This is a genomic window from Enterococcus phoeniculicola ATCC BAA-412, from assembly GCF_000407505.1.
GTDB classification, from domain to species: domain Bacteria; phylum Bacillota; class Bacilli; order Lactobacillales; family Enterococcaceae; genus Enterococcus_K; species Enterococcus_K phoeniculicola.
Genome location: NZ_ASWE01000004.1, coordinates 216,471 through 242,883 on the forward strand (window position 1 = coordinate 216,471; position 26,413 = coordinate 242,883).

A 26,413-nucleotide genomic window follows, 5' to 3' on the forward strand; every position below is an offset into this window, starting at 1 on the left:
GTTGTGGGAGAAATTATCAACGGGAAAGAACTAGCCGATAAATTACAAGCAGACATTGCTGTTGAGGTACAGGCGATACGCAAAGAAGGAATTACGCCAGGATTGGTTGTTTTATTAGTAGGAGACAATCCAGCAAGTCAAATTTATGTAAGAAACAAGGAACTTGCTGCAGGCAAGATTGGTATCCATTCAACAGTTGAACGTTACCCAGCGGATTTATCCGAGGAAACTCTTCTATCTGAGATTGAACGATTTAATAATGATGATACCTGTCATGGGATTTTGGTGCAACTGCCGTTACCAAAACATATTGACGAGGAGAAAGTACTACTAGCCATTCATCCAAAAAAAGATGTAGACGGCTTTCATCCTATGAATTTAGGTAGATTATTTGAAGGAAATCCAGAAATGATTCCATGTACGCCTTATGGTATTATGAAAATGTTTGAGGCTTATAAGATTGATATTGAAGGAAAGCGAGCAGTCGTAATTGGTCGAAGTAATATTGTTGGAAAACCAATGGCCCAACTCCTTTTAATGAATAATGCAACAGTGACCATTGCTCATTCAAAAACAAAGAATTTAGCAGAGGTAGCTAGAGAAGCTGATATATTAGTGGTCGCAATTGGTAGAGGACACTTTGTTACAAAAGAATTCATCAAAGAAGGAGCAGTAGTAATTGATGTAGGAATGAATAGGGATGAAGCTGGAAAGTTAATCGGAGATGTAAAATTTGATGAAGTTGAACCACTAACTAGCTATATCACACCTGTTCCAAAGGGCGTTGGACCTATGACAATTACAATGCTCATGAAGCAAACAGTGGAAGCTGCAAAAAGACAGAGGTGAGTAAATGGAACAGCAATATCTTACGATTACCGCGCTAACAAAATATTTGAAACGAAAATTTGAGGCAGATCCCTATTTAGAACGGGTGTATCTAACAGGGGAAATTTCTAATTTTCGTCCAAGGGCGAATGCCCACCAATATTTTAGTTTAAAGGATAATCAGGCCAAGATATCTGCCATTATGTTTAAAGGTGCTTTTCAAAAATTAAAATTTGAACCAAAAGAGGGGATGAAGGTCCTAGTAGTTGGACGGATTTCACTTTATGAAAGTAGTGGCGCGTACCAGATTTATATCGAACATATGGAGCCTGATGGTGTCGGTGCATTGTATCAGGCGTTGGCTGAATTAAGAGAAAAACTTAGTAAAGAAGGCTTGTTTTCAGGTCCTAAAAAACCACTTCCACGCTATCCCAAAAAAATCGCAGTCATCACAAGTCCCAGTGGCGCAGTAATTCGAGATATCATCACTACAGTAAAACGCCGCTACCCAATTGCACAGCTTGTTTTATTTCCGACAGTTGTCCAGGGAAATCAGGCGGCAGATGATGTTGTAAGGAATATTCAGCGAGTCGAAGCAATGGGATCATTTGACACCATTATCATGGGCCGTGGTGGAGGGTCAATTGAAGACTTATGGCCTTTCAATGAAGAGCGTGTGGCAAGGGCTATTTATAATGCTAAGACACCGATTATTTCATCTGTTGGTCATGAAACAGATACCACAATTGCAGATTTAGTCGCAGACGTTCGAGCGGCAACACCAACTGCTGCAGCAGAACTTGCAGTTCCTGTATTGTCTGAGGAGTTATTGAGAATTAAAGAGCGACAAGGGCGTATGGAGCAGGCTTTTTTGAATCAGCTTCAGAGAAAAAACGAGCATTACCAACGTTTGGCAAATTCATACGTTTTTCGACAACCAGGACGTCTTTACGATGCTCAATCGGTGAAATTAGATCAAATGATGCAGCGCTTAAGACAGGCAATGCAACACTCTTTGTTTGAAAAAGATAAACAAGCAAGTCAGATTATCCATCGAATGTATCAGATGGAACCAAGTCATCGTCTGAAACAAGCACAGCAGCAGCTAGATTATAGTAACAACAGATTAAAGGAACGAATGAAAAGCTACATGGAAAAGAAACGACAAGGATTCGAAACGGCTGTTCAGTCGCTAGATTTGTTAAGCCCATTAAAAATTATGGGACGAGGCTATAGTTATACCACAAAAGAAAATCAAGTGATTAAAAAAATAAATGAACTCTCATTAAAAGACCGAGTAACGATTCATTACCAAGATGGTCAGGCGATTGCTGAGATTATTGAGCTTAAGGAGGAAAAACATGGCGACGAAAACATTTGAAGCTTCACTACAAGAATTAGAAGAGATTGTCTTAAAATTAGAGCAAGGCGATGTTCCTTTGGAGGAAGCACTTGATGCATTTAAAAAAGGAATGGAGTTAAGTAAGCAATGTCAAGATACGCTAACAAATGCTGAGAAGACATTGACAAAAATGATGACTGAGACAAATGAAGAAGTTGTTTTTGAAGAGAATGGAGAATAGGGATGTCAACGAATCAAACTTTTTCTGAAAAACACCTCCCTTTTGTTGAGCAGGAGTTAGTATCTTTTATTAACAAGCATACAACAAATGAACAATTAAAAGAGAGCATGCTTTATTCTGTAAATGCTGGAGGAAAGAGAATACGACCACAGTTATTACTTGCAGCCGTCTCTTCTTTTCATAAAACAGTTGGTACGGGTGCCTATCAAACCGCGGCGGCTTTAGAAATGGTTCACACCTATTCTTTGATTCACGATGATTTGCCTGCGATGGATGACGACGATTTACGTCGAGGAAAGCCAACCAATCATAAGGTATATGGAGAAGCTACAGCTATTTTAGCGGGAGATGCGTTGTTAACTATGGCTTTTCAGCTACTTAGTATGGCACAAGTTGAGATGGAGCCGAAGCTTTTGCTATTGCAATTGTTTTCTAAGGCAGCTGGGGCCGAGGGAATGGTGAGTGGACAAGCTGCTGATATGCAGGCAGAAAACAAACAGATTTCAGTTAAAGAGCTTGCTGGAATACATGAAGATAAGACTGGCAAACTTATAGAATATGCCCTTATTTCTGGTGGGATACTTGCAAATCAACCGACAGAAGTATTGGAAATGCTGCAAACATTAGCCGGACATTTAGGACTTGCTTTTCAGATTCGTGATGATTTACTGGATGTGACAAGTACAACGGAATTACTTGGAAAAGAAACTCAGCGTGATGCCCAATTAAATAAAAGTACTTATCCAGGACTTCTTGGATTAGCTGAAGCTAAACTCGCACTAGACGAAGAGCTGATAGCTGCTGAACGAACAATTGATCGTCTTCAACAAACAGTTTCTGCTTTTGAACCAATGTATCTAAAAGAATTGGTGAAGGTATTTTATTTATAGAAAGAGGAACAACATGAAAAAAGAACGCGTAGATGTCCTTGCCTTTAATCAAGGTCTTTTTGAAACACGAGAAAAAGCCAAACGTGGTGTGATGGCAGGACAGGTATATACAGAAAAAAATGAACGTTTAGATAAACCCGGAGAAAAAATTGCTGTGGAAACAATTCTTCAAGTAAAGGGACAAAGGCTCCCTTACGTCTCAAGAGGTGGTCTAAAGCTTGAAAAAGCATTAGAAATTTTTGATTTGACCGTTTCTGAGAAAGTGATCTTAGATATTGGTTCTTCTACAGGAGGTTTCACCGATGCTGCGCTTCAAAATGGGGCAAAATTAAGCTATGCGTTAGATGTCGGTTATAATCAGCTTGCTTGGAAAATACGACAAGATGAGCGGGTAGTGGTGATGGAAAGAACCAATTTCCGCTATTCAAAACCGGAGGACTTTACGTATGGTCAGCCGCAAGTGGCGACAATCGATGTGTCCTTCATTTCGCTAAAACTAATTCTACCACCCTTACACGAAATTTTATCTGCAGATGGGGATGTGGTTGCCCTTATCAAACCCCAGTTTGAAGCAGGAAAAGAATTTGTTGGGAAAAAAGGAATTATTCGAGATCCCGATGTTCATAAAATGGTATTGAAAAATATCTTATCTTTTGCAATGGAAGCTCACTATGATGTCGCCGCAGTAAGTTTTTCTCCGATTACTGGTGGAGAGGGAAACATTGAATTTTTAGCTCATTTAAAAAAATCAAATGAAATCGGACTAATGGCTCCTTCTATTTCAATTGAAGAAATTGTTCATTCAGCACATGAAAATCTGCATAAATAACCAAATTCGTTGTGTTTCTATTAAGAAGCCAGCGAATTTTCTTTATTAAGAGGGCAAAATAAGCTATGATAAATATGACTTTTAAACCAAGGAGCGTATATAATTATGAGAAAGAAAGATAGGCATCGTTTGATTACCCGTTTGCTTGCAGAGAGAAGTATTCAAAAACAAGAAGAATTTGTTGAAATATTAAGTGCAAAGGGAATTGATGTTACTCAGGCAACTATTTCAAGGGACATTAAGGAAATGAAGCTGATTAAAGTTCCTTCAGCAGATGGTGGCTATCGCTATAGCTTGCCGGCAGAAACGAATGAAGATGTTGGAATGAAGTTAGAAAAACTTTTAAAAGACGCTTTTGTTTCTGTAGATCAAATGGAAAAATTCGTTATTTTAAAAACGTTGCCTGGCAATGCATCAGCTGCAGCAAATCTTATTGATAAGCGATATAAAAAGGAATTGTTCTCAACGATTAATGATGATGATAATGTGTTAATGATTACAAAAACTCAAGAAGATGCGCACTATTTGAAACAAGAATTTTTGCGTTATCTATAGATACAGGAGGTAAATATCTTGTTACAAGAGCTAACAATAGAGAATTTTGCCATTATTTCAAAACTTAGATTGTCTTTTCATCAAGGAATGACTGCTTTAACAGGAGAAACTGGCGCAGGAAAATCAATTATAATTGATGCGATGGGTTTGCTAGCAGGAGGAAGAGGTTCAAGTGATTATATCCGACAGGGAGCACAAAAATGTACACTCGAGGGACTATTTCAATTACCTAGACAAGCTGAATTTCTATCTTTCATGGAAGAGTTGGGAATAGAAACCGAAGAGCAAAGTTTAATCATTCAACGTGACATGTCCATTTCGGGGAAAAATATTTGCCGAGTGAATGGTCGAACCGTTACATTAGCAAATCTTAGAAAAATTGGTGAATTTCTAGTTGATATTCATGGGCAAAATGAACACCAAGAATTAATGCAGGCAGATAAACATTTAGGGCTGTTGGATGAGTTTGGAAATCAGTCTTTTAAAAGAGATAAGAAAATGTATCAAAAACAATATGATGCCTTTCGTCAACTCGAACAGCAGGTTAAGAAAATTCAAGCAAATGAAAAGATGTTTGTTCAGCGAATTGATATGCTTCAATTCCAGCAAGAAGAGATTGAGGCTGCAGAGTTGCAGATTGGTGAAGAAGAGCAGCTCATAGAGGAAAGAGACAAGCTAAGCAACTATCAAAAAATTGTAGATGGCTTGGCTGAAAGTTACGAAGCATTAAATGCTGAAGGGCAGAGCAGTATAGATGGGGTTGGGGCTGCACTAGGTCAACTTCAAGGAATTGCTCATTTAGATTCAGAGTACAGTGACATATTGGAAAATGTGCAAAATGCCTATTATCTTTTACAAGATTCAATTGGCGACATCAGTCGTCAGCTTGATAACTTGGAATTGGATGAAAATCGTCTAGAGGAAGTAAATCATCGGCTTGAATTGATTCGACAACTAAAAAGAAAATATGGGGAATCCATTGAAGCGATTTTGGCTTATCAAAAAGAGATTAGTCAAGAATTAGCAGATTCAAATTTTTCAGATGGACAAATGGATGGCTTATTGAAAAAACTGACGAATCAAGAACATCAGGTGCGAGAATTAGCAGAAAATCTGCATGACCAACGAGTAGAAATTGCAAAAAAATTACAGAAATCAATTTTAACTGAGTTAAAAGAACTCTATATGGCGAATACTGATTTTGAGGTGCGGTTCTCGTCTACAGATAATGAGCTTCATCGCGATGGAATAGATCAAGTGGAATTTTATATTACGACCAATCCAGGTGAACCACTAAAACCACTGGTAAAAGTTGCATCCGGTGGTGAATTATCGCGTGTCATGCTGGCGTTGAAAACTATCTTTTCTAAAAAACAAGGGATTACCAGTATTGTTTTTGATGAGGTAGATACGGGAGTGAGCGGGCGCGTGGCACAGGCAATTGCAGATAAAATTTATCAGGTTGCACAAAACTCCCAAGTGCTTTGTATTACGCATTTGCCCCAAGTTGCTGCTGTGGCAAACTATCAGTACTATATCTCAAAAGAGGTAAAAAAAGGACGGACAGAAACAAGCGTGCAGCAGTTGTCTTCTAAGGAGCGGGTAACAGAAATTGCCCGTATGCTTGCAGGAAGTGAAATTACAGATTTAACAAAAAAACATGCAGAAGAGCTTTTAAATATGGCAAAAAAATAAGAACTAAAAAAAGATACCTACTCCGTTGAGTTAGGGTATCTTTTTTTGTTTGCAAAATAATTGGTAAAGAAAAAAGACAGATCGTCTGCTGAAAATCCCTCTTTGTAATCGGTTTTAAACTCGTCAAATAATAATAAACTGAGAGAATAAGAGAGCTGTCTAAAAAAAGCGTGAAGATGAATCTGTTTATAAGCTGTAAAAGCTCTGTTAGTCAACACTATGAAAAAGGGGCACATTAGCTATCTTTTTCTGCGAAACTATCAAAGGGAAAAAATCCCCCACACTTCCTCACATTTTCAATGAAAAACTTGATTTAGAAAATTTATGGCTGATTTAATGATGAAAATAGATTTTAACGAGAGTCATTTCTATTTCTCAGAATCTCCCACTTTCCTCCACCAACTATTCAATAATTGATAAAAATGAAAAAAGAGCCGAAACCATCGTTTTCGAGCTCTCCTTATTATTAGGCAATAGTAATTACATGAAATAGGCCAATGCACCAATGAACACTGAACCAACCATAAGAATCAACATAACCCAAATGACGATTTTTGTCACCTTTGCAAATGTACTTTTTGATTTTGTATCTTTCATAAAGACCATCCTTCTTTTAAAATCCAACTTCTCTTGAATAGTTTACCTTCTTTTAAGTGATTCTTCAAGAAGAGTTCTATAAAAGATGCTTTTTCTTTAAGTAACGAATGACCCCAACACACAGAAATGCCGTAATGATGAATATCCAAAAGAAGGCATCTGAACGACCTGCAAGAGGAAGTTTCACATTCATCCCGTAAATACCGCCAATAATTGTGGGTATTGTTAAGACAATAGTAAGCGAGGTTAGAATTTTCATCACGTTATTTAGGTTATTTGATACGATTGCAGAAAACGTTTGTGTCATTTGATTTACAATTTTTAATTGAATCTGAGAAGAGGTTAAGGCCTGCGTCGTTTCTACCAACACATCGTGAAGATGAATTTTATAGGCATGATTAGACGTCAACACCTCTGTATGATTTAGTTTGGTTAACGTTTTTAGATTGGCTGCAGTAGCGGCTTCAAAATAAATTAAACTTTTTTGTATATCCATGATTTGGTAGAGTTGACTATTTTCTGTAGAAACTTGAAGTTCTCCTTCGAGTTTATCAGACTGTGTTTTTAAAAGCATTAGGTAGTGATTGTAAGAAAGTGATAACTGCCAAATTAACTGAAGAAGCAAATTCATAGAGTTAGACATATCATTTCTAGGGTATTCACGTGTTATGACTTCTTGCATGAACGCCGGTTTGTGATTTGTTACGGTAATGATTTTTTTCTCAGGTGTAACAATCACTGAAAAAGGAAACGTATTTAGCTGAAGATATCCGCTGGGACTCGTTATTGCGTAGGGATATTGCAATAGCAAAAGAGCAGGGCGATCAAAACTGATTTGTTCAAGCTCTTCAGAACGTGAAGTTTCAGAGTTATCAAGAATGGCAGTCATGAAGTCAGCAGGCATTTTATAATTTTTTGTGAGGGTTGTAATTTCCTCTTTTGTTGGATTTTCAACACAAAGCCAAAAAACCTCTTTTCCATCTGTTTCCTGATTTTTAAAATACTGATTTTCTAAAGAAAAATAGCTAATCATTCAAGCACATCCTTTATTCAAACTGTAACTTATATTATAGCTAATATTTATTGAAAAAGCCTTTATTTCCCCTTTTTTCCGAGAAGAATCAAAAAATTTTATAAAAACCGTCAAATAGGCATGAACTTTTAAAAAAACTGAAACACTAATGTAAAGAAAATGAAGTATAGTTAGGAGTAGATATGATTAAGAAAGGAAATAAAAAATGAGTTCGACTTCTCTGGTTGTTTTGTTTTGGTACATATATCCAATCATTGTATTATTTGCTTGTAATTTTTTAGTTACAACATTTTCTCTAACACAGCGTTTTAAAATTAAAGTACCAGATATTAGCATTCCTTTCTTGTTGATTGGCTTGCATGAATTATCAAGGAATACAACTTCTAAATCAATTTTACCGTATTTTTTAATATCGGTTCTATTGTTAGGAATCCTGATTGCTGTATTCCTCGCTTACTACAAAGGAGAGATTGTTTATCCTCGATATTTCAAGATGTTTTGGCGACTTGTGTTTTTGCTAAGCATGGTCGTTTATATATTAGTAGTTTTAATAAGCATTGTTTTTTAACACGTAAAAACGGCTTAGAAAACTTTTAAAAAATTCCTAAAAGTCTTTTCCTCTCAATATTTTACTAAAGTAAAAATAGGTCAAAAAAATTCCAAATATATTCCTCGCAAAGGTGGTAGAAAGTGGGGGATTGTGGTAGACTGTTTTTAGCTGGTGGAGGAATAGGGGGATTTTCAATGTTTATGGGTGAGTTTCAACATAATATTGATGCAAAAGGCCGTCTGATTGTTCCCTCAAAACTTCGTGAGAAACTTGGCGAAAAGTTTGTGGTGACAAGAGGATTAGATGGCTGTTTATTTGGATATCCCTTATCTGAGTGGGAGAAGCTTGAAGAAAAGTTAAGCGAAATGCCACTTGCAAAAAAAGATGCACGTACGTTTGTACGATTTTTTTACTCAGCAGCTACCGAGTGTGAGATTGATAAACAAGGAAGAATTAATATTCCGAGTACACTCCGCACACATGCACAACTTGCAAAAGGTTGTGTGATTATCGGCGTTTCAAACCGAATTGAAATTTGGGATGAAGCCCGCTGGCAAGAATTTTCAGCGGAAGCAGAAGAAAATTTTGATGAAATCGCTGAAACAATGATTGATTTTGGCTTGTAGAAAGAGGAACGAAGATGACAGAAGAATTTCAGCATTACACAGTTTTGTTAAAAGAGACTGTTGATGGGTTACAAGTGAAGCCCAATGGTATTTATGTCGATTGTACCCTAGGCGGGGCTGGACATAGTGAATATCTGTTGAGCCAACTGAATGAAGAAGGTCATCTGTTCGCATTCGATCAAGATCAGAGTGCAATCGATCATGCCAAGAAAAGACTAGCTCCTTTTGTGGAAAAAGGCCAAGTTACTTTTATAAAAAGTAACTTTAGAGAATTAAAGCAGCAATTACTTCAACAGGCTGTTTTCTCAGTAGATGGGATTTTATATGACTTAGGTGTCTCGTCTCCACAGCTAGATGAAGCAAGTAGAGGGTTCAGTTATCATCAAGATGCTCCTTTGGACATGAGGATGGATCAAGAGGCATCATTCAGTGCGTATGACTTGGTGAACACATATGATTACCACCAGTTAGTGAAAATCTTTTTCCGATATGGAGAAGAAAAATTTTCAAAACAGATTGCGCGCGAAATCGAAAAAGTAAGACAAGTAAAACCAATTGAAACAACTCAAGATTTAGTTGAAATTATCAAGACAGCTATACCAGCACCCGCAAGAAGAAAGGGTGGTCACCCGGCAAAACGAGTGTTCCAAGCTATCCGGATTGCAGTAAATGATGAGCTGGGCGCAGTTGAGGAATCACTTGAACAAGCAATTGACTTACTAGGAATGAACGGACGATTAAGTGTTATCACATTCCATTCACTAGAAGATAGAATTGTAAAAAATATGTTCAAAGAGTACAGTATCCCTAAAGATTTACCACAAGGGCTACCAGTTGTTCCCGAAGAATTCCAACCTGAATTGAAATTAGTAAACAGAAAACCGATTCTTCCATCTGAGGAAGAACTAGAAGAAAACAATCGATCACGTAGTGCTAAACTGCGTATAGCAGAAAAAATTAAGTTGAAAGAGGAGTAGGAGAATGGCTGAATTGAAAAAAGCACATCAATATTCATATGATTATGTTCCAATTGAAGATCCTATGGATGAGCAACATGATGAACTGAATATAGATCAAATGCCTGAATTCGCTCCAGAAGTGGAAGAAGAAGTGATTATTTCTATTTCTCCTGCTAAACGTTTAAAACGATTCACGAACCTAGAAAAAATTCTTGTAGTTGGCTTAGCTTTGGTAGTCGTGGCTCTTTCTGTAATGACCATCAAACTACGTACCAATATTAGCAGCGTTGAACGAGATATTTCAGGAGTGACCTCGACAATTGCTACGAATAAATCAGAAATCAGTCGATTAGAGCAAGAAAAAAATGAACTTTCTCGATCAGAAAGAGTGAAAAAGATTGCTGAAAAACAAGGGTTGACGATTAATGATGATAATTTAAGGAAAGTGAAGTAAATGTCTGATAAACGGAAGCGTAAGGATTCAAAAAAACAAAAAAATTTAAACCCGATGAACAATCGCAAAAAAGTAGGTATTCTTTTATTTGCTACGAGTATTGTATTGTTCTTTTTATTTGTCGCTCGGTTTTCTTATATTGTAGTAAAAGGAGAAATTGCTGGAACTTCATTAGAAGAAAAAACGAAATCTCTGTATCAGGGAAGCGAAGTAATTAAAGCAAAACGAGGAACAATTTACGATCGTAATGGAATAGCAATCGCTGAAGATGCAACATCCTATTCAATCCGAGCAACTTTGGAAAAAACCTTTGTCTCTGGAAAAGATAAATTATATGCAGAGGAAAAAAACTTCGATGCGATTGCAGAAATCTTGCATAAGTATTTAAAAATTAAAAAAAGTGATGCATTGGATACTTTAAAAACAGGATTAGCTGAAAATAAATATCAAGTTGAATTTGGTTCTTTTGGGAAAAATATTTCATTAGCAACAAAGCAAAAGATTGAAAATGAGATGAGCAAACAAAAAATGGCAGGGCTCTATTTTAATGAACATCCTGCTAGAATGTATCCAAATGGAATATTTTCTTCGCATCTCATTGGATATGCTGTTCCAAACGAAGATGATAATGGCCTAGAAGGAAAATTAGGAATTGAACAGATTTATGATGATGTCTTAAGCGGAACAGATGGAAAGCGTGTCTTTCAAAAAGATAATGCGCAAAATCCCCTAGCTGGAACTGTTGCTGAAGAAACACCTGCAGTAGATGGGAAAGACATTTATACAACACTAGACAGTCGACTTCAGACAATGCTTGAAACCTCGATGGACGAGGTGTATAAGAATGTGGAGCCGGAAAGTTTAACTGCGATGCTGGTTCAAGCAAAGACGGGTGACATTGTTGCAATGGGGCAAAGACCAACGTTTGATCCGGAAAATTTAGATGCCATTGAAGTTTGGCGAAATTTTTTGGTTGAAGATCAGTATGAACCAGGGTCTACAATGAAATTATTTACAACAGCAGCTGCACTCGATGAAGGGGTATTTAATGAAAATGAAACCTTCACTTCGGGTAAAATCACAGTAGCGGACACTGATATATACGATCATGATAAAGGAGCAAAGGGCGATTTGACAATGCGCCAAGCTTTATCTTGGTCAAGTAATGTTGGAATGGTAAAATTAGAACAAAAACTTGGCGATAATTGGCCACGTTATATGAAAATTCTTGGGTTGGGACAAAGTACACATTCAGGTTTAAATGTCGAGTCGGCAGGACAGCTTCCCACAGACAACGTTGTTGACCAGGCAATGAGCTCATTTGGACAAGCAGTAAATGTAACAAACTTTCAAATGATGAGAGGATTTACAGCGATTGCCAATAATGGGACAATGCTTCAGCCTCATTATATAAGCAAGATTGTTGACACGCAGACTGGGAAAGAAACAGTCACAAAAACAGAAGTTGTCGGACATCCATTTCAAGCTGAATCTACTCAAAAAGTTCGTGAGTATATGAGAGATGTGGTAGAGGATCCAAACTACGGAAGTGCCTATGGACTATACAGTGTTCCCGGTTATAATGTTGCTGCAAAAACAGGAACCGCCCAGATTGCCTCAGAACAAGGGGGATACATTGAGGGAGAGAATCCTTATTTGTTCTCAATTGTTGAAATGGTTCCAGCAGAAGATCCTGAGTACATTTTGTACCTAACTATGAAATTACCAAAAAATTATGATCGTGAAGCATTGCCTAGCATTGCTAATCCATTGATGAAGCGCGCAATGGAATTCAATGAAGATAGTACAGATGATATAGCAAATGAGGAAACTGAGAAAGTTAAAGTGTCAGACTATCGAAACTTGGGGACAGAAGAAGCAGCATCTGATGCACAAAAAAAGAATCTTACCCCTGTAGTTATAGGTGATGGAAAGAAAATTGTAAAACAATCAACACCAAATGGTGAAGAATTAATGGCTTCAGAAAAACTTATTTTACTTACTGATGGAAGCAAAGTTATGCCTGATGTGACTGGCTGGTCTAAAGGAGATTTACTGAAGCTGGCTAATCTTCTAGGAGTAGAGGCGGTATTTGAAGGGGACGGCTACTGTAAGGAACAGAGTGTCGTTGCTTATGACATTGTTACAACAGATAAGTTACATTTCGTTTTAGAATAAGTAAAGAAAATGATTAGCAGAATTAGGAGAGAAAAAAGATGGAATGGACACAAATTTTACTTCCAATAGCAAGTAGTTTTGCCATGACAGTGGCTTCGATGCCACTGTTTATTGGCTATTTCCAAATGAAAAAATATGGACAATCGATTCGTGGAGAAGGTCCAGAATGGCATAATATTAAAGCGGGAACCCCTACTATGGGGGGTGTCGTTTTTTTAGTCGCTAGTTTATTGACAAGCATTTGGGTAGCAGCATGGCAAAAAGAATTGACTCCTTCGTTATTTATTCTGCTTTTCATTTTAGTGTTATATGGTTTATTAGGTTTTTTAGATGACTTTATAAAGGTTTTTAAAAAGCGTAATATGGGATTGACTTCATTGCAAAAGCTAATCGGTCAATTAGTAGGTGGTGTAATTTTCTATCTAGTTTATCGAAGTGAGATGAACACGAATACACTGAATTTATTTGGACTAGAAGTTCCATTGGGAATTTTGTATGGTGCTTTTGTGTTATTTTGGCTTGTTGGCTTTTCCAATGCAGTAAATTTGACAGATGGAATTGACGGACTTGTTTCTGGGCTTGGAATGATTTCTTTTGGTACTTATGCAATTATTGCTTGGAGTCAAAAGCAATTTGATGTGTTTATTGTTTGTATAAGTGTGATTGGCGGACTTTTAGGCTTCTTCCCATACAATCGAAAACCTGCAAAAATATTCATGGGGGATGTGGGCTCACTCGCTTTGGGTGGCTTACTAGCTGCCATTTCGATTTTACTTCATCAAGAATGGACATTATTACTTATTGGTTTAATTTATGTATTTGAAACGGCAAGTGTTATTTTGCAAGTTACATCATTCAAACTGACAGGTAAACGAATTTTTAGAATGTCCCCGGTTCATCATCATTTTGAGATGGGTGGCTGGTCTGAGTGGAAAATCGATGGTGTATTTTGGACAGTTAGTATTCTTTGTTCCATCATCACTTTATGGATTGTTTTGTAGGAGATGACAATGATGAAAAAAATTAAAGATTATCAAAATAAAAAAGTTCTTGTGTTAGGATTAGCCAAGAGTGGAGTTAGTGCGGCCAAATTGTTACATGAATTGGGCGCACTTGTTACCGTTAATGACGGAAAACCTTTTGAAGAGAATCCTGAAGCACAAGATTTGTTAACACTTGGAATTAAAGTAATTACAGGTAGTCATCCCATTGAATTGATGGATGAAGGCTTTGCGTTAGTTGTAAAAAACCCGGGAATACCCTACAGTAATCCGCTGATTGAAAAAGCATTGGCGCTGCATATTCCGGTTCTTACAGAAGTGGAGTTAGCTTATCAAATTGCTGATTGCCCAATTATTGGTATCACTGGTACAAATGGGAAAACAACGACGACAACAATGATTGGTTTGTTGCTAAATGCTGATAGAAAAGCTGGTCAAGCCAGATTAGCCGGGAACATTGGATTTCCTGCGAGTTCAGTTGCACAAGAAGCAACTGCCGAAGATGAAATGGTGATGGAGTTATCCAGTTTTCAATTAATGGGAATTGATACCTTCCATCCTAAAATTGCATTAATAACTAATTTATATGAGGCTCATTTGGATTATCATGGTAGCCGTAAAGAGTATCTCAAAGCAAAATGGCGGATACAAAAAAACATGATGTCTGAGGACATCTTAATTTTGAACTGGAATCAAGAAGAATCTCGTGTTCTTGCCAAAAAGACAAATGCGACAGTTCTTCCATTTTCAACAGAGACTGTTGTTGAAGAAGGAACCTATCTTAAGGATGGCTGGATGTACTACAAGAATGAAGCTATCATGGAAAGTAAAGATTTAGGTGTACCTGGTAAGCATAATATAGAGAATGCCTTGGCTGCTATTTTAGTTGCAAAATTGCACGGCTTATCAAATGAAACTATAAAAGAAACACTTACTCATTTTCATGGTGTTCCTCATCGCACACAGTTTACTGGTGAAATTGAGGGACGAAAATTTTATAATGATTCTAAAGCAACCAATATTCTGGCGGCTGAAATGGCACTTAGCGGCTTCAATCGATCAAAGCTTATTTTACTAGCCGGTGGGTTAGACCGCGGAAACACATTTGATGAGCTCATTCCATCACTTGTTGGTGTGAAAGCGATGATTGTTTTTGGTGAAACAAAATCTAAATTAAAAGAGGCTGCAAACAAAGCGGGAATAAAAGTTATTCATGAAACAGAAAATGCTGAAACAGCAGTACCGCTTGCATTTTCACTGAGTGAACATGGAGATTCAATCTTGTTGTCGCCTGCAAATGCTAGTTGGGATCAATATCCTAATTTTGAGGTTCGCGGAAATAAATTTATGGATGCTGTAAAAAAATTGAAAATCAAGTAGAAAAGTGAGAAAAAAAGTATGAGAATTCTAGTTACAGGTGGAGGCACCGGAGGTCATATTTATCCAGCGCTTGCCTTTGTTGATTATGTACAGATGTGTGAGCCGAATGCTGAATTTATGTATGTCGGCGCAAAACGTGGTCTCGAAAATAAGATTGTTCCGACGAAAGACATTCCTTTTGAAACAATTGAAATTCAAGGATTTAAGAGAAGTCTATCGCCATATAATATAAAAACCGTATACTTGTTTATCAAAAGTGTGTTTACAGCAAAAAAAATTCTGAAAAAATTTCGTCCAGATGTAGTAATAGGCACTGGTGGATACGTTTCTGGTGCGGTTGTCTACGCAGCGGCAAAAATGAAAATACCAACCATTATTCATGAACAAAACAGCGTTCCAGGAGTGACAAATAAATTTTTAAGCAAATATGTGACAAAAGTGGGGACTTCTTTTTCAGGCGTAGAGTCGTACTTTCCAAAAGAAAAAGTTATCCATGTAGGAAACCCTAGAGCACAAGAAGTCGCAACTGTTGCAAAATCTTCTGTTTTGTCAAATTATCAACTAGAGCCAAAACGCAAAACGGTTCTGATTTTTGGTGGGAGTCAAGGTGCATTGAAAATTAACAATGCATTTGTTGAAGCGATGGATGAATTTTCTAAGAAAGATTATCAAGTACTGTATGCATCAGGCGAGCGATATTACGCGTCTGTTTCAGAAAAAAGTAAACAACTCAATGCAAAAAATATTAGTATTCAACCTTATATACATGATATGGCGGAAGTTATGGTAAACTCTACTTTATTAGTGGGTCGTGCAGGAGCTACATCAATTGCTGAACTTACGGCTCTTGGACTCCCAGCAGTTTTGATTCCAAGTCCCTATGTAACCAACGATCACCAAACAAAAAATGCGCAAAGTTTAGTGAATGTTGGAGCAGTTGAAATGATTTCTGATGCTGAGTTGACAGGGGAAAAACTTATTCAAGTCATTGATTCAATCATGAATGACCCAGAAAAACAGGAACGTATGGCACGTGCATCTAAAGAAGAGGGCATTCCAGATGCCTCCAAGCGATTATATAACGTAGTTAAAGAAATTATTTAAATTACTACTACCTGAGAGGGGGTGACTTCTATTACAAAGAAAATAGAAGATAATGAGAGAGAAACTGGCAGAACGGGACAATCTGACGTTCCTTCAACAACTGAAGAAACTGAGTTGACGCCGTGGCAAAAAGAAAATTTACGTTATTTAGAAAAGCAGGGAACACAGCCTGCTTGGCAGCCTTCTGTAATCGATGGTAGAAGTGAAACCCCATCGGATGTGCCGATAGATGAGGAAGAGAATACTGTTGAATCAGATGAAGAATCAGATGAAGAGCATGAGGAATCACTAAAAATAAAAAAACATGAAAATGGACCAATTAATGGCTCGTTTGCAGATCGTTTACCGCAGCTAAAAAAACAAAGAAATACAGTTTTGTATCGGAGATTGACACTAATCATCAGTATCTTAATAATTCCTTTACTTTTTTTCCTATATTATGTTTCTCCCTTGAGTAAATTAAATAGAGTGGAAATTGTTGGTAATGAACAGGTAAAAGCAGATAAAATATTAAAAGATTCTCAGTTTGTTTCTGGGGATAGTTTATGGAGTCAGTATTGGGATAGAGAAACAGCTGTAAAGAATATTGAAAAACTTTCTCCACGAATAAAATCCACAAAAATAACATTGAATGGGATTAATAGCTTTAAAATTCAGGTTTCTGAATATAAAGAAGTTGCACTTCTTGCTCAAAAAAAAGGTTATTACCCAATCATGGAGAATGGTGTAGTAATTAAAGAAAAAATAGATAAAAATACTGATAATATGCCTGTTTTAGAGAATTTCTCTGATGAGAAAAAAATAAAAAATCTATTGGAACAATATAATGAAATTCCTAAAGAAATTCAAAAAGGAATTTCTCAAATCAAATATACACCTCGAAAAAATAACGATGAGTTCTTGACAATCTACATGAATGATGGCAATCAAATTCTTGTGAATATATCAAATTTAAGTCAACAAATTGCTTATTATCCTCAAATTGTGAAAGAAATGTCTGGAAAAGGAATCGTCGATATGGAAGTAGGAATTTTCTCGGAAGAGTATAAAAATGAAAGCTCAGATGAAAATAATTCGCAAACGAATGAAACTTCTGACACAAATCAGTAAATTTCAGTGAAGAAATTAGAGAATCTGCTTTCTATAAGCCCCTATTTTGTGGTAGAATTGGTAACAGTGAATATGAATTATAATAAGTATTTTGAAACGAACGAATTTTGTTCGCTTGTATAAGGAAAAGTAAGTAGGAGGGAATCCCATTCATGGCAAAAACAGGTATGTATGTAGGCCTTGATATTGGTACAACATCTGTAAAAGTTGTTGTTGCTGAATATATTGACAGCCAAATGAATATCATTGGTGTAGGGAATGCAAAATCAGAAGGAATTAATCGGGGTATTATTGTCGATATCGACAAAACCGTACAAGCAATACAAAGAGCAGTTAGACAAGCAGAAGAAAAAGCTGGCATTCAGATTAAAAGCGTGAATGTTGGATTGCCTGCAAATCTACTTGAAGTTGAAAGCTGTCAAGGCATGATTGCTGTCAACAGTGAATCAAAAGAGATTACAGATGAAGATGTGCGTAACGTCGCTTCAGCTGCTCTTGTTCGCTCAACGCCGCCAGAGCGTCAAATTGTCTCAATCTTACCTCAAGAATTTACTGTAGACGGATTTGAAGGAATTAAAGATCCTAGAGGTATGATTGGTGTACGTATGGAAATGTTTGGTCTTGTCTTTACTGGTCCGAAAACAATTGTCCATAATATTCGTAAATGTGTGGAGCGTGCGGGTCTGGTTGTTTCTGAACTAGTCATTACGCCACTTGCACTGACTGAATCCATTTTGTCCGACGGCGAAAAAGATTTCGGTACTATCGTGATTGACATGGGTGGTGGTCAAACAACAACATCAGTCATGCATGATAAACAATTGAAATTTACCCATGTTAACCAAGAAGGCGGAGAATTTGTTACAAAAGATATTTCCATTGTTTTGAATACTTCATTTAATAATGCAGAAGCGTTGAAGATTAATTATGGAGATGCATATCCAGAAAGAACTTCTGCAAGTGAAGAGTTCCCTGTGGATATCATCGGAAAATCTGAGCCAATTAAGATTGATGAACGATATCTTTCAGAAGTAATTGAAGCTCGTATCGAGCAAATTTTTAGAAAATCTAAAGAAGTGCTTGATGAGATTGATGGACTAGATTTGCCAGGTGGAGTCATTTTAACTGGTGGGGCTGCTAGTCTTCCAGGCGTAGTTGATTTAGCTCAGGAAATCTTTGACACTAACGTAAAACTTTATGTACCAAATCATATGGGCTTGCGTAACCCTGTATTCACAAATGTCATTAGTATTGTTGACTATTCAGCAAATCTAACAGAAGTTTATCACTTAGCCAAAACAGCTATCACAGGTGAAAAAACGATTTCTACGCAACAACCTGTTGCATCTCCCAAAGAAGTCACCTACGAAACTTATCCAGAGGTTGAAGAACAGCATTATGAGTCACCAGATGAACATTCAACTGGTGAAAACGTAAAAGGGAAGATTTCTGATTTCTTTAAGAATATTTTCGATTAATCAAATCCAGGAGGAATAAAACATGGAATTCTCAATAGATAACAATATTAACGACGGCGCAGTAATCAAAGTAATCGGCGTCGGCGGTGGTGGCGGAAATGCTGTAAACCGTATGATTGAAGAAAATGTAAAAGGTGTAGAATTTATTGCTACAAATACAGATGTTCAAGCACTTAAAAACTCAAAAGCAGAAACAGTCATTCAATTAGGCCCTAAATACACGCGTGGGTTAGGAGCAGGTTCACAACCGGAAGTAGGTCAAAAAGCTGCTGAAGAAAGTGAACAATTACTACAAGAAGCATTAGAAGGCGCAGATATGGTCTTCATTACTGCCGGTATGGGTGGTGGAACTGGAACTGGTGCTGCCCCTGTTGTCGCAAAAATCGCAAAAGACCTTGGTGCGTTGACTGTAGGTGTTGTTACTCGTCCGTTTAGCTTTGAAGGACCAAAACGTGGTCGTTTTGCTGCAGAGGGAATCGCACAACTAAAAGAAAATGTTGACACATTGCTAATTATTTCTAACAACCGTCTTTTAGAAGTTGTAGATAAGAAGACACCTATGCTTGAAGCATTCCGTGAAGCTGACAATGTTTTACGACAAGGTGTTCAAGGAATTTCAGATTTAATTACTGCTCCTGGTTATGTAAACTTGGATTTCGCTGATGTGAAAACAGTAATGGAAAACCAAGGAACAGCTCTTATGGGAATCGGTGTCGCAAGTGGAGAAGATCGTGTGATTGAAGCAACTAAAAAAGCTATATCTTCCCCATTATTAGAAACTTCGATTGATGGAGCAGAACAAGTATTATTAAATATTACCGGTGGATTGGATATGACATTGTTTGAAGCACAAGATGCTTCCGATATTGTTTCTAGCGCAGCGACTGGTGATGTAAATATTATCTTAGGTACATCTATCAATGAAGAACTTGGTGATGAAATTCGCGTTACTGTTATTGCAACAGGTATTGATCCATCAAAAAAAGAAAAAAAATCTAGCCGTCCAGCAAGACAATCACAAATTCAAGCAGTTCCTCAAAAACCTGTGTTAGATATGGAAACTTCTAGACCTGCACAAATAGAAGAAGAAAATGCTTTTGGTGACTGGGACATCCGTAAAGAACAAAATGTGAGACCAAAAGTTGAGGATACTCAATTTGATTCTATTGAGAAAAAAGAATTTGAAACATTCAATAGAGAAGAAGTAAAAACAAATGACGACGATGAATTAAGTACACCACCATTCTTCCGTCGTAAAAGATAGGAGGGGAGCACATGATTACTGATAACTTGCGGGAAATCAGGCAAGCCATTCAGGATTCGTGTGCTTTTGCTCACCGAAATCCTGAAGATGTAACTTTAATTGCAGTTACAAAAACGGTTGATTCAGAAGCAGCAAGAGTGCTTGTTGATTCTGGGATTACACATCTAGCTGAAAATAGAGTAGATAAGTTACTTAAAAAACAATATGATTTACGTGATAAAACTCACTTAAAATGGCATTTGATTGGAAATTTACAGCGAAGAAAGGTAAAATCAATTATAAATGAAATAGATTTCTTTCATGCGTTAGATAGTTTGAGCTTAGCTGCTGAAATAGATAAGCGTGCATTAAAAACTATTTCATGTTTTGTAGAAGTGAATATCTCTGGTGAGGAAACCAAACATGGTATTTCTCCAGAAGAGATAGAGTCATTTATCAGTCAGCTTAGTTCGTTTACGAATATTAAGATTGTTGGGCTGATGACAATGGCACCTCATGGAGCAAATGAACAAGAATTACACGACATATTCAGTAGATTGAAAATTCTTCAAGAAAATGTAAGACAACGAACATTAGCTCATGCACCTTGTACAGAGTTAAGTATGGGAATGAGTAATGACTTCCCGATTGCTATTGAAGAAGGCTCAACATTCATAAGAATCGGAACAGCATTATTTAAAGATGCGTGAAGGAGGAAATACAATGGCGTTATTCAACAAAGGAGCCCTCGCTAATTTTTTTGGTCTGGCAGATGAAGAGGAATTTGATTATTCACCAAAACCAAAGCCTGCGATTGTTCAGCCAAGAACACAAGCAAGACAGCAAAATCAGTCAATGGCACAACAGCCAAATGTGAATGTTCAATCTAAAGAGGTAGTTAGACCTAGACCAGCAGCACGTCCGTCAACTACGCCAACACAAGAAACACAACGACCTTTTCGTAGTACGAAAACATCTGTACAACAATCAAGACAAGAAGATACCAAGGTCGTATCTATGCGTCAAAATGGATCATCTGCGAGTCCACAAACTCGAAGCAGACAGACAAATAAGATAACTATTATTGAACCAAGAGTTTATTCTGAGGCAATGACAATTGCTAAACGAATTTTATCCGGTGATTCTGTGTTAGTTAATTTTCATTTGATTGAAGAAACACAAGCACGTAGAATTGTTGATTTTCTAACTGGAACAGTCTATGCTGAAGATGGCGATATTAAACGTGTGGGTGATGAAATTTTCTTATGCACACCTGCAAACGTAGAAATTGATAGTTCTACCGCACAGTCATTGGCAGAATCACAATTTTTTGATTTCTAGAGGAGGAAGTTCTCATTACAACTATTATTTACTTACTGCTTAAAGGAGTAGAAATTTATACGCTAGTGCTAGTTGTTTATGCACTGCTTTCTTGGTTTCCAGGAGGCTATCAATCACCTTTAGGGCGAATATTAGCACGTATATGTGAGCCGTATTTAAGCATATTTGATCGCTGGAACTTACACTTTGGGCCTGTTGATTTTACAATTATGGCTGCAATTTTACTCTTGAATTTTGCTAGTAGAGGTCTAGTTATTTTAATAGGTACTTTTCTTTGATAAAGGGGGTGGTTATCTGTGAACGCGAATGTGTATCAACATTTCCGAGTAGATGAGCACCCTTTTATTGATTTAATTGGTGGGTGGCTCGAGCAAGTACAAAGTCAATATGCACCATATCTGACGGATTTTTTAGATCCTCGCCAGGCATATATTTTGGAAACTTTAATTCGCCAAGATAGTGATTTAAAATTTACGTTTTATGGCGGATATGAAGCTGCTGAGCGAAGAAGATGTTTAATTTATCCTGACTACTATGAAGCGACAGATGATGATTTTGACATTACGTTATTAGAAATTCATTATCCTAAAAAATTTACGACACTTTCTCATGGTAAAGTGTTAGGCACTCTATTAGGCGCAGGAGTAAAGAGAGAATTTTTTGGTGATATTATTTCTGATGGAGAGCGCTGGCAAGTTTTTCTTGATAAGGGAGTTGCATCGTTTATCGGTATCCAAGTGGAGAAGATGGGCAAAGTATCTGTCCGATTAGAAGAAAAAAATTATACAGACATCTTAACACCAAAAGATGGCTGGTTAGAAGAACATGAGACAGTGAGCTCTTTGCGATTAGACAGTGTGATTTCAACAGTCTATAATATTTCAAGACAGCGCTCAAAGCAGTTAATTGAGTCTGGAAAAGTAAAGATTAACTGGACTGAAAATACACGACCAGATTTTGTTCTGGATTTACTGGATATTATTTCAGTAAGAGGATTTGGTCGGATTCAGATTCAAGGACTAGAGGGAAAAACGAAAAAAGATAAGTATAGGTTGTTATTGGGAGTTTTACGAAAATAAGACGAAGAGGTGAGTAAAATGGCATTGACACCATTAGACATTCAAAACAAAAATTTCCCTACAAAAATGAGAGGGTACAATTCAGATGAAGTTGATGATTTTTTAGACTTAATCGGAAGAGATTATGAAATAGCCATTCAAAAAAATCGTGAATTAGAAAAAGCATTAAAGCATGCTGAAGAAAAATTAGAGTACTTTAACGAACTAAAAGATGCGTTGAACCAATCAATTATTGTTGCACAGGATACAGCTGATAAAGTAAAAACAAGTGCATCGAAAGAATCTGAGGTTATTGTTACCTCTGCTCAGAACAGAGCAAATGAATTGATTTCTAACGCAGAGAAAAGAGCGAATGCATTAAATATTGCAGCTGAAACCAAAGCAAAAGAAATTATTACAGATGCAACCTCTAAGGCGCGCCAATTGGCTACTGAAACAGATGATTTGAAGAAGAAGACACGTGTCTTCCACCAACGTTTAAGCTTGATGTTAGAGTCTCAGCTTGAGCAAGTGAAGAGTCCTGAATGGGATGAAATTTTACAACCATTCTCATCATTTGTTACAGACAGTCATGAAGTAATTAAAGAAGTTTTATCAAAAGAACTTGACAATGAAAATGATCCTGAAGTAAACTCTAATTCAGATGATGAATTATTAATTAACGAAAAAGAAGTTGTTGAACAACAGATGAGCCGGTTTGAATCAACAACTGAAGATAATGATGACAATGAATAGAACAGAAAATCTGCCTGATATTCTTTAAGCGAGCCAAAGATAGTGTGAGTTTGGCAAGACCCTACAGACAGAAAGATCCTCTATGTATGTCTATTTCTGAAGAGAGTAGGAAATAGCGGGTGATTCCGTTAGTAATCACACAAGTGAGTTTTTCTAAAAAACTCTAAAATTGGGTGGTACCACGAACACGTTCGTCCCTTGGGATGAACGTGTTTTTTTATATACAAATAAAAACTTTAAATAAAGGAGCGACACACTGTATGAAAATGAAAGAAACGCTACAGCTTGGCAAGACAGCTTTTCCAATGCGCGGGAATTTACCAAATCGGGAAGTTGATTGGCAAAAAGAATGGGAAGAAAATGAGATTTATCAACGTCGTCAAAAATTAAATGAAGGCAAACCAACATTTGTTTTGCACGATGGACCTCCTTACGCCAACGGAAATATTCATTTAGGTCATTCATTAAACAAAATCAGTAAAGACATCATTATTCGCTCAAAATCAATGTCAGGATTTCGTGCACCATATGTACCTGGTTGGGATACTCATGGGTTACCTATCGAACAGGTCTTAACTAATAAAGGTGTGAAGCGTAAAGAAATGACGCTAGCTGAGTACCGTGAAAAATGTGAAGAATATGCACGTTCACAGGTAGATACACAAAGAGCAGACTTCAAGCGTTTAGGTGTAGCAGGGGATTGGGAAGATCCATATATTACATTAAATCCTTCTTATGAAGCTGCGGAAATTCGTGTATTTGGCAAGATGGCCGAAAAAGGCTATATCTATAAAGGATTAAAACCTATTTACTGGTCTCCTTCAAGTGAGTCGTCTCTTGCTGAAGCGGAAATTGAATATAAAGATGTGAAATCGGCATCAATTTACGTTGCTTTTCCGGTAAAAGATGGAAAAGGAATTGTTGATGAGGATGCGTCATTTGTTATTTGGACAACCACTCCTTGGACGTTGCCTGCAAACCAAGCAATTGCAGTAAATCCTGACTATACGTATGTATTGGTTCAAGCAGATGACCGTAAACTTGTTATCGCAAAAGATTTAGTTGAAACGGTAAAAGAAGCAATTGGATGGGAATCTGTTGAAGTATTAAAAGAATTTTCTGGAAAAGATATGGAATACATGGAAGCCCAACATCCATTCTATGATCGAACATCATTAGTCATTCTTGGAGACCATGTGACACTTGAAGCGGGTACTGGACTTGTTCATACTGCACCTGGACATGGGGAAGATGACTATATTGCTGGTCATAAATATAATTTAGAAGTGTTGTCGCCTGTTGACAACAAGGGAGTTTTTACAGAAGAAGCACCTGGATTTGAAGGTGTATTCTATGATAAAGCGAATCCAATGATTACTGAGCTGTTAGAGGAAAAAGGGGCGCTCTTGAAGCTTGACTTCTTTACTCATAGCTATCCACATGATTGGCGTAGTAAGAAACCAGTTATCTACCGAGCAACACCACAATGGTTTGCTTCTATTGATAAATTCCGCCAAAACATCTTGGATGAAGTAGAAAAAGTAGACTGGATTATTCCTTGGGGAAAAACACGTCTTTATAATATGATCCGTGACCGTGGAGACTGGGTAATTTCAAGACAGCGTGCTTGGGGGGTTCCGTTACCAATTTTCTATGCTGAAAATGGAGAAGCAATCATCACACCAGAAACAATTGAACATGTTGCTGGACTATTTGAAGAATATGGATCAAATGTTTGGTTTAAACGTGAGGCAAAAGATCTTTTACCAGAAGGGTTTACTCATCCTGGCTCTCCAAATGGAACTTTTACGAAAGAAACAGATATTATGGATGTCTGGTTTGATTCTGGTTCTTCGCATGAAGCAGTATTGCGTCAGCGCCCAGAGTTAACATTCCCAGCAGATATGTATCTAGAAGGCTCTGACCAGTACCGTGGCTGGTTCAACTCGAGTATTACGACAAGTGTTGCAATCAACGGAGTTGCCCCTTATAAAGCAGTCTTGTCACAAGGATTTACCCTTGATGGTGAAGGCCGTAAGATGAGCAAATCTTTAGGAAATACAATCCTTCCAGATAAAGTGATTAAACAGATGGGTGCAGATATTCTTCGTCTGTGGGTAAGCAGTGTAGATTATGAATCTGATGTACGTGTATCTATGGAAATTTTAAATCAAGTTTCTGAAGTTTATCGTAAAATTCGTAACACAATGCGTTTCTTACTAGCAAATACAACTGATTTCCAACCAAGTAAAGATGCTGTTTCTTTTGAAGAATTACGCTCAGTTGATAAATATATGATGGTACGTTTGAATCAAGTAATCAAAGAAATTCGAGTAGAAGGATATGAAAAATATAATTTTATTCATATTTACAAAACGGTTATCAATTTCTTAACAGTTGAATTATCTTCATTTTATTTAGATTTTGCGAAGGATGTTGTGTACATTGAAGCGGAGGCTGATTATCAACGCCGCTGTATGCAAACTGTATTCTATGAAACAGCGGTGGCTTTAAGTAAATTATTGACGCCTATCATCCCCCATACAACAGAAGAAATCTGGTCATTCTTGAAAGAAGATGAAGAATTTGTTCAATTAGCTGAATTTCCTGGTTATGAAGAATTTGCTAATCAAGAGGAATTACTTGATACATGGAATGCTTTTATGGACTTTAGAGATAATGTATTGAAGGCACTTGAAGAAGCTAGAAATGAAAAGCTGATTGGGAAGTCTCTTGAAGCAAAATTAACAGTTTATCCAAGTGAACAAGTTCGTAGTCTTTTAACAGCAGTAGATGCTGATTTGGCACAACTATTAATTGTATCACCCGACTACTTTACGATTGCAGATGCAGCAGAAGAAGCACCAGAAAATGCAATGAAATTTGACGATGTAGCCATTCTAGTTGAAAAAGCAGATGGAGAAACTTGTGATCGTTGTCGTCAAGTACGCAAAGATGTAGGATCAAACGAAAAATTACCACATTTATGTGGACGTTGTGCTCATATTGTTGAAGAAAATTATCCAGAAGCTGTAGCTGAAGGATTTGAAGAGTAGAAAGAGCAAGATTGACGAGAGGAGTATTCAACCCTGAGAACAAAGTGGATGCTGTACATCATTGAAAAGTAAGCTTCCATAATTTAACAAGAAGGAGTTGTTCCTTCTA

Annotated in this window: 25 protein-coding genes, 1 pseudogene and 1 other annotated feature; of the genes and pseudogenes, 24 read left to right on the forward strand and 2 right to left on the reverse strand. The window is 37.1% G+C overall.

Annotated elements, in window-relative coordinates; all coding sequences use genetic code 11:
- The first annotated feature begins 3 nt into the window (after positions 1-3).
- From I589_RS14985 to recN, 7 genes are all read left to right on the forward strand, one after another.
- Positions 4-849, forward strand: a complete 846-nt coding sequence (locus I589_RS14985; RefSeq protein WP_010767145.1) for a bifunctional methylenetetrahydrofolate dehydrogenase/methenyltetrahydrofolate cyclohydrolase — start codon at positions 4-6, stop codon at positions 847-849.
- A 4-nt stretch (positions 850-853) separates the two neighbouring features.
- Positions 854-2,209: an exodeoxyribonuclease VII large subunit gene (gene xseA, locus I589_RS14990; protein WP_010767146.1), complete on the forward strand. Its 1,356-nt coding sequence runs from the start codon at positions 854-856 to the stop codon at positions 2,207-2,209.
- Positions 2,190-2,411: an exodeoxyribonuclease VII small subunit gene (locus I589_RS14995; RefSeq protein ID WP_010767147.1), complete on the forward strand. Its 222-nt coding sequence runs from the start codon at positions 2,190-2,192 to the stop codon at positions 2,409-2,411. The genes xseA and I589_RS14995 overlap by 20 nt, the downstream gene beginning before the upstream one ends.
- Before the next feature lie 2 nt (positions 2,412-2,413).
- Positions 2,414-3,301, forward strand: a complete 888-nt coding sequence (locus I589_RS15000; protein ID WP_010767148.1) for a polyprenyl synthetase family protein — start codon at positions 2,414-2,416, stop codon at positions 3,299-3,301.
- Between the two features lie 13 nt (positions 3,302-3,314).
- A complete protein-coding gene (locus I589_RS15005) occupies positions 3,315-4,130 on the forward strand; it encodes a TlyA family RNA methyltransferase (protein WP_010767149.1) in 816 nt (271 codons plus the stop codon).
- A gap of 105 nt (positions 4,131-4,235) precedes the next feature.
- Positions 4,236-4,685 (forward strand): arginine repressor, encoded by a 450-nt coding sequence (argR, locus tag I589_RS15010; protein ID WP_010767150.1) that lies wholly within the window; start codon positions 4,236-4,238, stop codon positions 4,683-4,685.
- A gap of 18 nt (positions 4,686-4,703) precedes the next feature.
- Complete coding sequence (gene recN / locus I589_RS15015) at positions 4,704-6,380, forward strand: DNA repair protein RecN (protein WP_010767151.1); 1,677 nt, start codon at positions 4,704-4,706, stop codon at positions 6,378-6,380.
- Between the two features lie 480 nt (positions 6,381-6,860).
- Here the strand turns inward: recN and I589_RS18205 are convergent, their stop codons facing one another.
- The gene (locus tag I589_RS18205; protein ID WP_010767152.1) at positions 6,861-6,977 is read right to left on the reverse strand and encodes a DUF4044 domain-containing protein; all 117 of its coding nucleotides are present in this window, start codon (positions 6,975-6,977) and stop codon (positions 6,861-6,863) included.
- Between the two features lie 76 nt (positions 6,978-7,053).
- Positions 7,054-8,010: a magnesium transporter CorA family protein gene (locus I589_RS15020; protein ID WP_010767153.1), complete on the reverse strand. Its 957-nt coding sequence runs from the start codon at positions 8,008-8,010 to the stop codon at positions 7,054-7,056.
- Positions 8,011-8,215: 205 nt separating this feature from the next.
- On the opposite strand from I589_RS15020, the gene I589_RS18210 reads away from it, so the two are divergent.
- The 17 genes and pseudogenes from I589_RS18210 to ileS all read left to right on the forward strand — a co-directional run bounded on the left by I589_RS18210 (position 8,216) and on the right by ileS (position 26,304).
- A complete protein-coding gene (locus I589_RS18210) occupies positions 8,216-8,578 on the forward strand; it encodes a DUF3397 domain-containing protein (RefSeq protein WP_010767154.1) in 363 nt (120 codons plus the stop codon).
- A 176-nt stretch (positions 8,579-8,754) separates the two neighbouring features.
- Positions 8,755-9,186 (forward strand): division/cell wall cluster transcriptional repressor MraZ, encoded by a 432-nt coding sequence (gene mraZ, locus I589_RS15025; protein ID WP_034685495.1) that lies wholly within the window; start codon positions 8,755-8,757, stop codon positions 9,184-9,186.
- A 14-nt stretch (positions 9,187-9,200) separates the two neighbouring features.
- Positions 9,201-10,163 carry a 16S rRNA (cytosine(1402)-N(4))-methyltransferase RsmH gene (rsmH, locus tag I589_RS15030; protein ID WP_010767156.1) on the forward strand — a complete coding sequence of 321 codons (963 nt, stop codon included), beginning with the start codon at positions 9,201-9,203 and terminating at the stop codon, positions 10,161-10,163.
- A gap of 4 nt (positions 10,164-10,167) precedes the next feature.
- Entirely contained in the window at positions 10,168-10,599 is a 432-nt protein-coding gene (gene ftsL / locus I589_RS15035; RefSeq protein ID WP_010767157.1) for a cell division protein FtsL, read from the forward strand.
- Positions 10,600-12,777 carry a penicillin-binding transpeptidase domain-containing protein gene (locus I589_RS15040; RefSeq protein ID WP_010767158.1) on the forward strand — a complete coding sequence of 726 codons (2,178 nt, stop codon included), beginning with the start codon at positions 10,600-10,602 and terminating at the stop codon, positions 12,775-12,777. It abuts the gene before it with no gap.
- A gap of 38 nt (positions 12,778-12,815) precedes the next feature.
- Positions 12,816-13,778, forward strand: coding sequence for a phospho-N-acetylmuramoyl-pentapeptide-transferase (gene mraY / locus I589_RS15045; RefSeq protein WP_010767159.1), 963 nt, complete (start codon positions 12,816-12,818; stop codon positions 13,776-13,778).
- A 12-nt stretch (positions 13,779-13,790) separates the two neighbouring features.
- Positions 13,791-15,158, forward strand: coding sequence for a UDP-N-acetylmuramoyl-L-alanine--D-glutamate ligase (murD, locus tag I589_RS15050; protein WP_034685434.1), 1,368 nt, complete (start codon positions 13,791-13,793; stop codon positions 15,156-15,158).
- An 18-nt stretch (positions 15,159-15,176) separates the two neighbouring features.
- The gene (gene murG / locus I589_RS15055) at positions 15,177-16,262 is read left to right on the forward strand and encodes an undecaprenyldiphospho-muramoylpentapeptide beta-N-acetylglucosaminyltransferase (RefSeq protein ID WP_010767161.1); all 1,086 of its coding nucleotides are present in this window, start codon (positions 15,177-15,179) and stop codon (positions 16,260-16,262) included.
- Positions 16,263-16,283: 21 nt separating this feature from the next.
- A complete protein-coding gene (locus I589_RS15060; RefSeq protein WP_010767162.1) occupies positions 16,284-17,372 on the forward strand; it encodes a cell division protein FtsQ/DivIB in 1,089 nt (362 codons plus the stop codon).
- 152 nt (positions 17,373-17,524) lie between these two features.
- Complete coding sequence (ftsA, locus tag I589_RS15065; RefSeq protein ID WP_010767163.1) at positions 17,525-18,850, forward strand: cell division protein FtsA; 1,326 nt, start codon at positions 17,525-17,527, stop codon at positions 18,848-18,850.
- Between the two features lie 22 nt (positions 18,851-18,872).
- A complete protein-coding gene (ftsZ, locus tag I589_RS15070; RefSeq protein WP_010767164.1) occupies positions 18,873-20,114 on the forward strand; it encodes a cell division protein FtsZ in 1,242 nt (413 codons plus the stop codon).
- An 11-nt stretch (positions 20,115-20,125) separates the two neighbouring features.
- Positions 20,126-20,803: a YggS family pyridoxal phosphate-dependent enzyme gene (locus tag I589_RS15075; RefSeq protein ID WP_010767165.1), complete on the forward strand. Its 678-nt coding sequence runs from the start codon at positions 20,126-20,128 to the stop codon at positions 20,801-20,803.
- 13 nt (positions 20,804-20,816) lie between these two features.
- Positions 20,817-21,434 (forward strand): cell division protein SepF, encoded by a 618-nt coding sequence (locus tag I589_RS15080; protein ID WP_010767166.1) that lies wholly within the window; start codon positions 20,817-20,819, stop codon positions 21,432-21,434.
- A 23-nt stretch (positions 21,435-21,457) separates the two neighbouring features.
- Entirely contained in the window at positions 21,458-21,712 is a 255-nt protein-coding gene (locus I589_RS15085; RefSeq protein WP_051100877.1) for a YggT family protein, read from the forward strand.
- Positions 21,713-21,730: 18 nt separating this feature from the next.
- Complete coding sequence (locus I589_RS15090; RefSeq protein ID WP_010767167.1) at positions 21,731-22,513, forward strand: YlmH family RNA-binding protein; 783 nt, start codon at positions 21,731-21,733, stop codon at positions 22,511-22,513.
- An 18-nt stretch (positions 22,514-22,531) separates the two neighbouring features.
- A pseudogene (locus I589_RS15095) lies at positions 22,532-23,153 on the forward strand (DivIVA domain-containing protein); the annotation flags it as partial.
- A gap of 78 nt (positions 23,154-23,231) precedes the next feature.
- Positions 23,232-23,450 (forward strand) — a binding site (T-box leader).
- A 58-nt stretch (positions 23,451-23,508) separates the two neighbouring features.
- Positions 23,509-26,304: an isoleucine--tRNA ligase gene (gene ileS / locus I589_RS15100; protein WP_010767169.1), complete on the forward strand. Its 2,796-nt coding sequence runs from the start codon at positions 23,509-23,511 to the stop codon at positions 26,302-26,304.
- Positions 26,305-26,413: the final 109 nt, after the last annotated feature.

Bases quoted from the DNA above. Each gene is read 5' to 3' on its own strand.
- I589_RS18210 (WP_010767154.1), top strand. From the start codon at position 8,216: ATGAGTTCGACTTCTCTGGTTGTTTTGTTTTGGTACATATATCCAATC.
- murD (WP_034685434.1), top strand. From the start codon at position 13,791: ATGAAAAAAATTAAAGATTATCAAAATAAAAAAGTTCTTGTGTTAGGA.
- I589_RS15020 (WP_010767153.1), bottom strand. From the start codon at position 8,010: ATGATTAGCTATTTTTCTTTAGAAAATCAGTATTTTAAAAATCAGGAA.
- xseA (WP_010767146.1), top strand. From the start codon at position 854: ATGGAACAGCAATATCTTACGATTACCGCGCTAACAAAATATTTGAAA.
- I589_RS15000 (WP_010767148.1), top strand. From the start codon at position 2,414: ATGTCAACGAATCAAACTTTTTCTGAAAAACACCTCCCTTTTGTTGAG.
- I589_RS14995 (WP_010767147.1), top strand. From the start codon at position 2,190: ATGGCGACGAAAACATTTGAAGCTTCACTACAAGAATTAGAAGAGATT.
- ftsZ (WP_010767164.1), top strand. From the start codon at position 18,873: ATGGAATTCTCAATAGATAACAATATTAACGACGGCGCAGTAATCAAA.
- ftsL (WP_010767157.1), top strand. From the start codon at position 10,168: ATGGCTGAATTGAAAAAAGCACATCAATATTCATATGATTATGTTCCA.
- I589_RS15005 (WP_010767149.1), top strand. From the start codon at position 3,315: ATGAAAAAAGAACGCGTAGATGTCCTTGCCTTTAATCAAGGTCTTTTT.
- I589_RS18205 (WP_010767152.1), bottom strand. From the start codon at position 6,977: ATGAAAGATACAAAATCAAAAAGTACATTTGCAAAGGTGACAAAAATC.
- murG (WP_010767161.1), top strand. From the start codon at position 15,177: ATGAGAATTCTAGTTACAGGTGGAGGCACCGGAGGTCATATTTATCCA.
- ileS (WP_010767169.1), top strand. From the start codon at position 23,509: ATGAAAATGAAAGAAACGCTACAGCTTGGCAAGACAGCTTTTCCAATG.
- ftsA (WP_010767163.1), top strand. From the start codon at position 17,525: ATGGCAAAAACAGGTATGTATGTAGGCCTTGATATTGGTACAACATCT.
- argR (WP_010767150.1), top strand. From the start codon at position 4,236: ATGAGAAAGAAAGATAGGCATCGTTTGATTACCCGTTTGCTTGCAGAG.
- I589_RS15040 (WP_010767158.1), top strand. From the start codon at position 10,600: ATGTCTGATAAACGGAAGCGTAAGGATTCAAAAAAACAAAAAAATTTA.
- I589_RS15075 (WP_010767165.1), top strand. From the start codon at position 20,126: ATGATTACTGATAACTTGCGGGAAATCAGGCAAGCCATTCAGGATTCG.
- mraY (WP_010767159.1), top strand. From the start codon at position 12,816: ATGGAATGGACACAAATTTTACTTCCAATAGCAAGTAGTTTTGCCATG.
- mraZ (WP_034685495.1), top strand. From the start codon at position 8,755: ATGTTTATGGGTGAGTTTCAACATAATATTGATGCAAAAGGCCGTCTG.
- I589_RS15080 (WP_010767166.1), top strand. From the start codon at position 20,817: ATGGCGTTATTCAACAAAGGAGCCCTCGCTAATTTTTTTGGTCTGGCA.
- rsmH (WP_010767156.1), top strand. From the start codon at position 9,201: ATGACAGAAGAATTTCAGCATTACACAGTTTTGTTAAAAGAGACTGTT.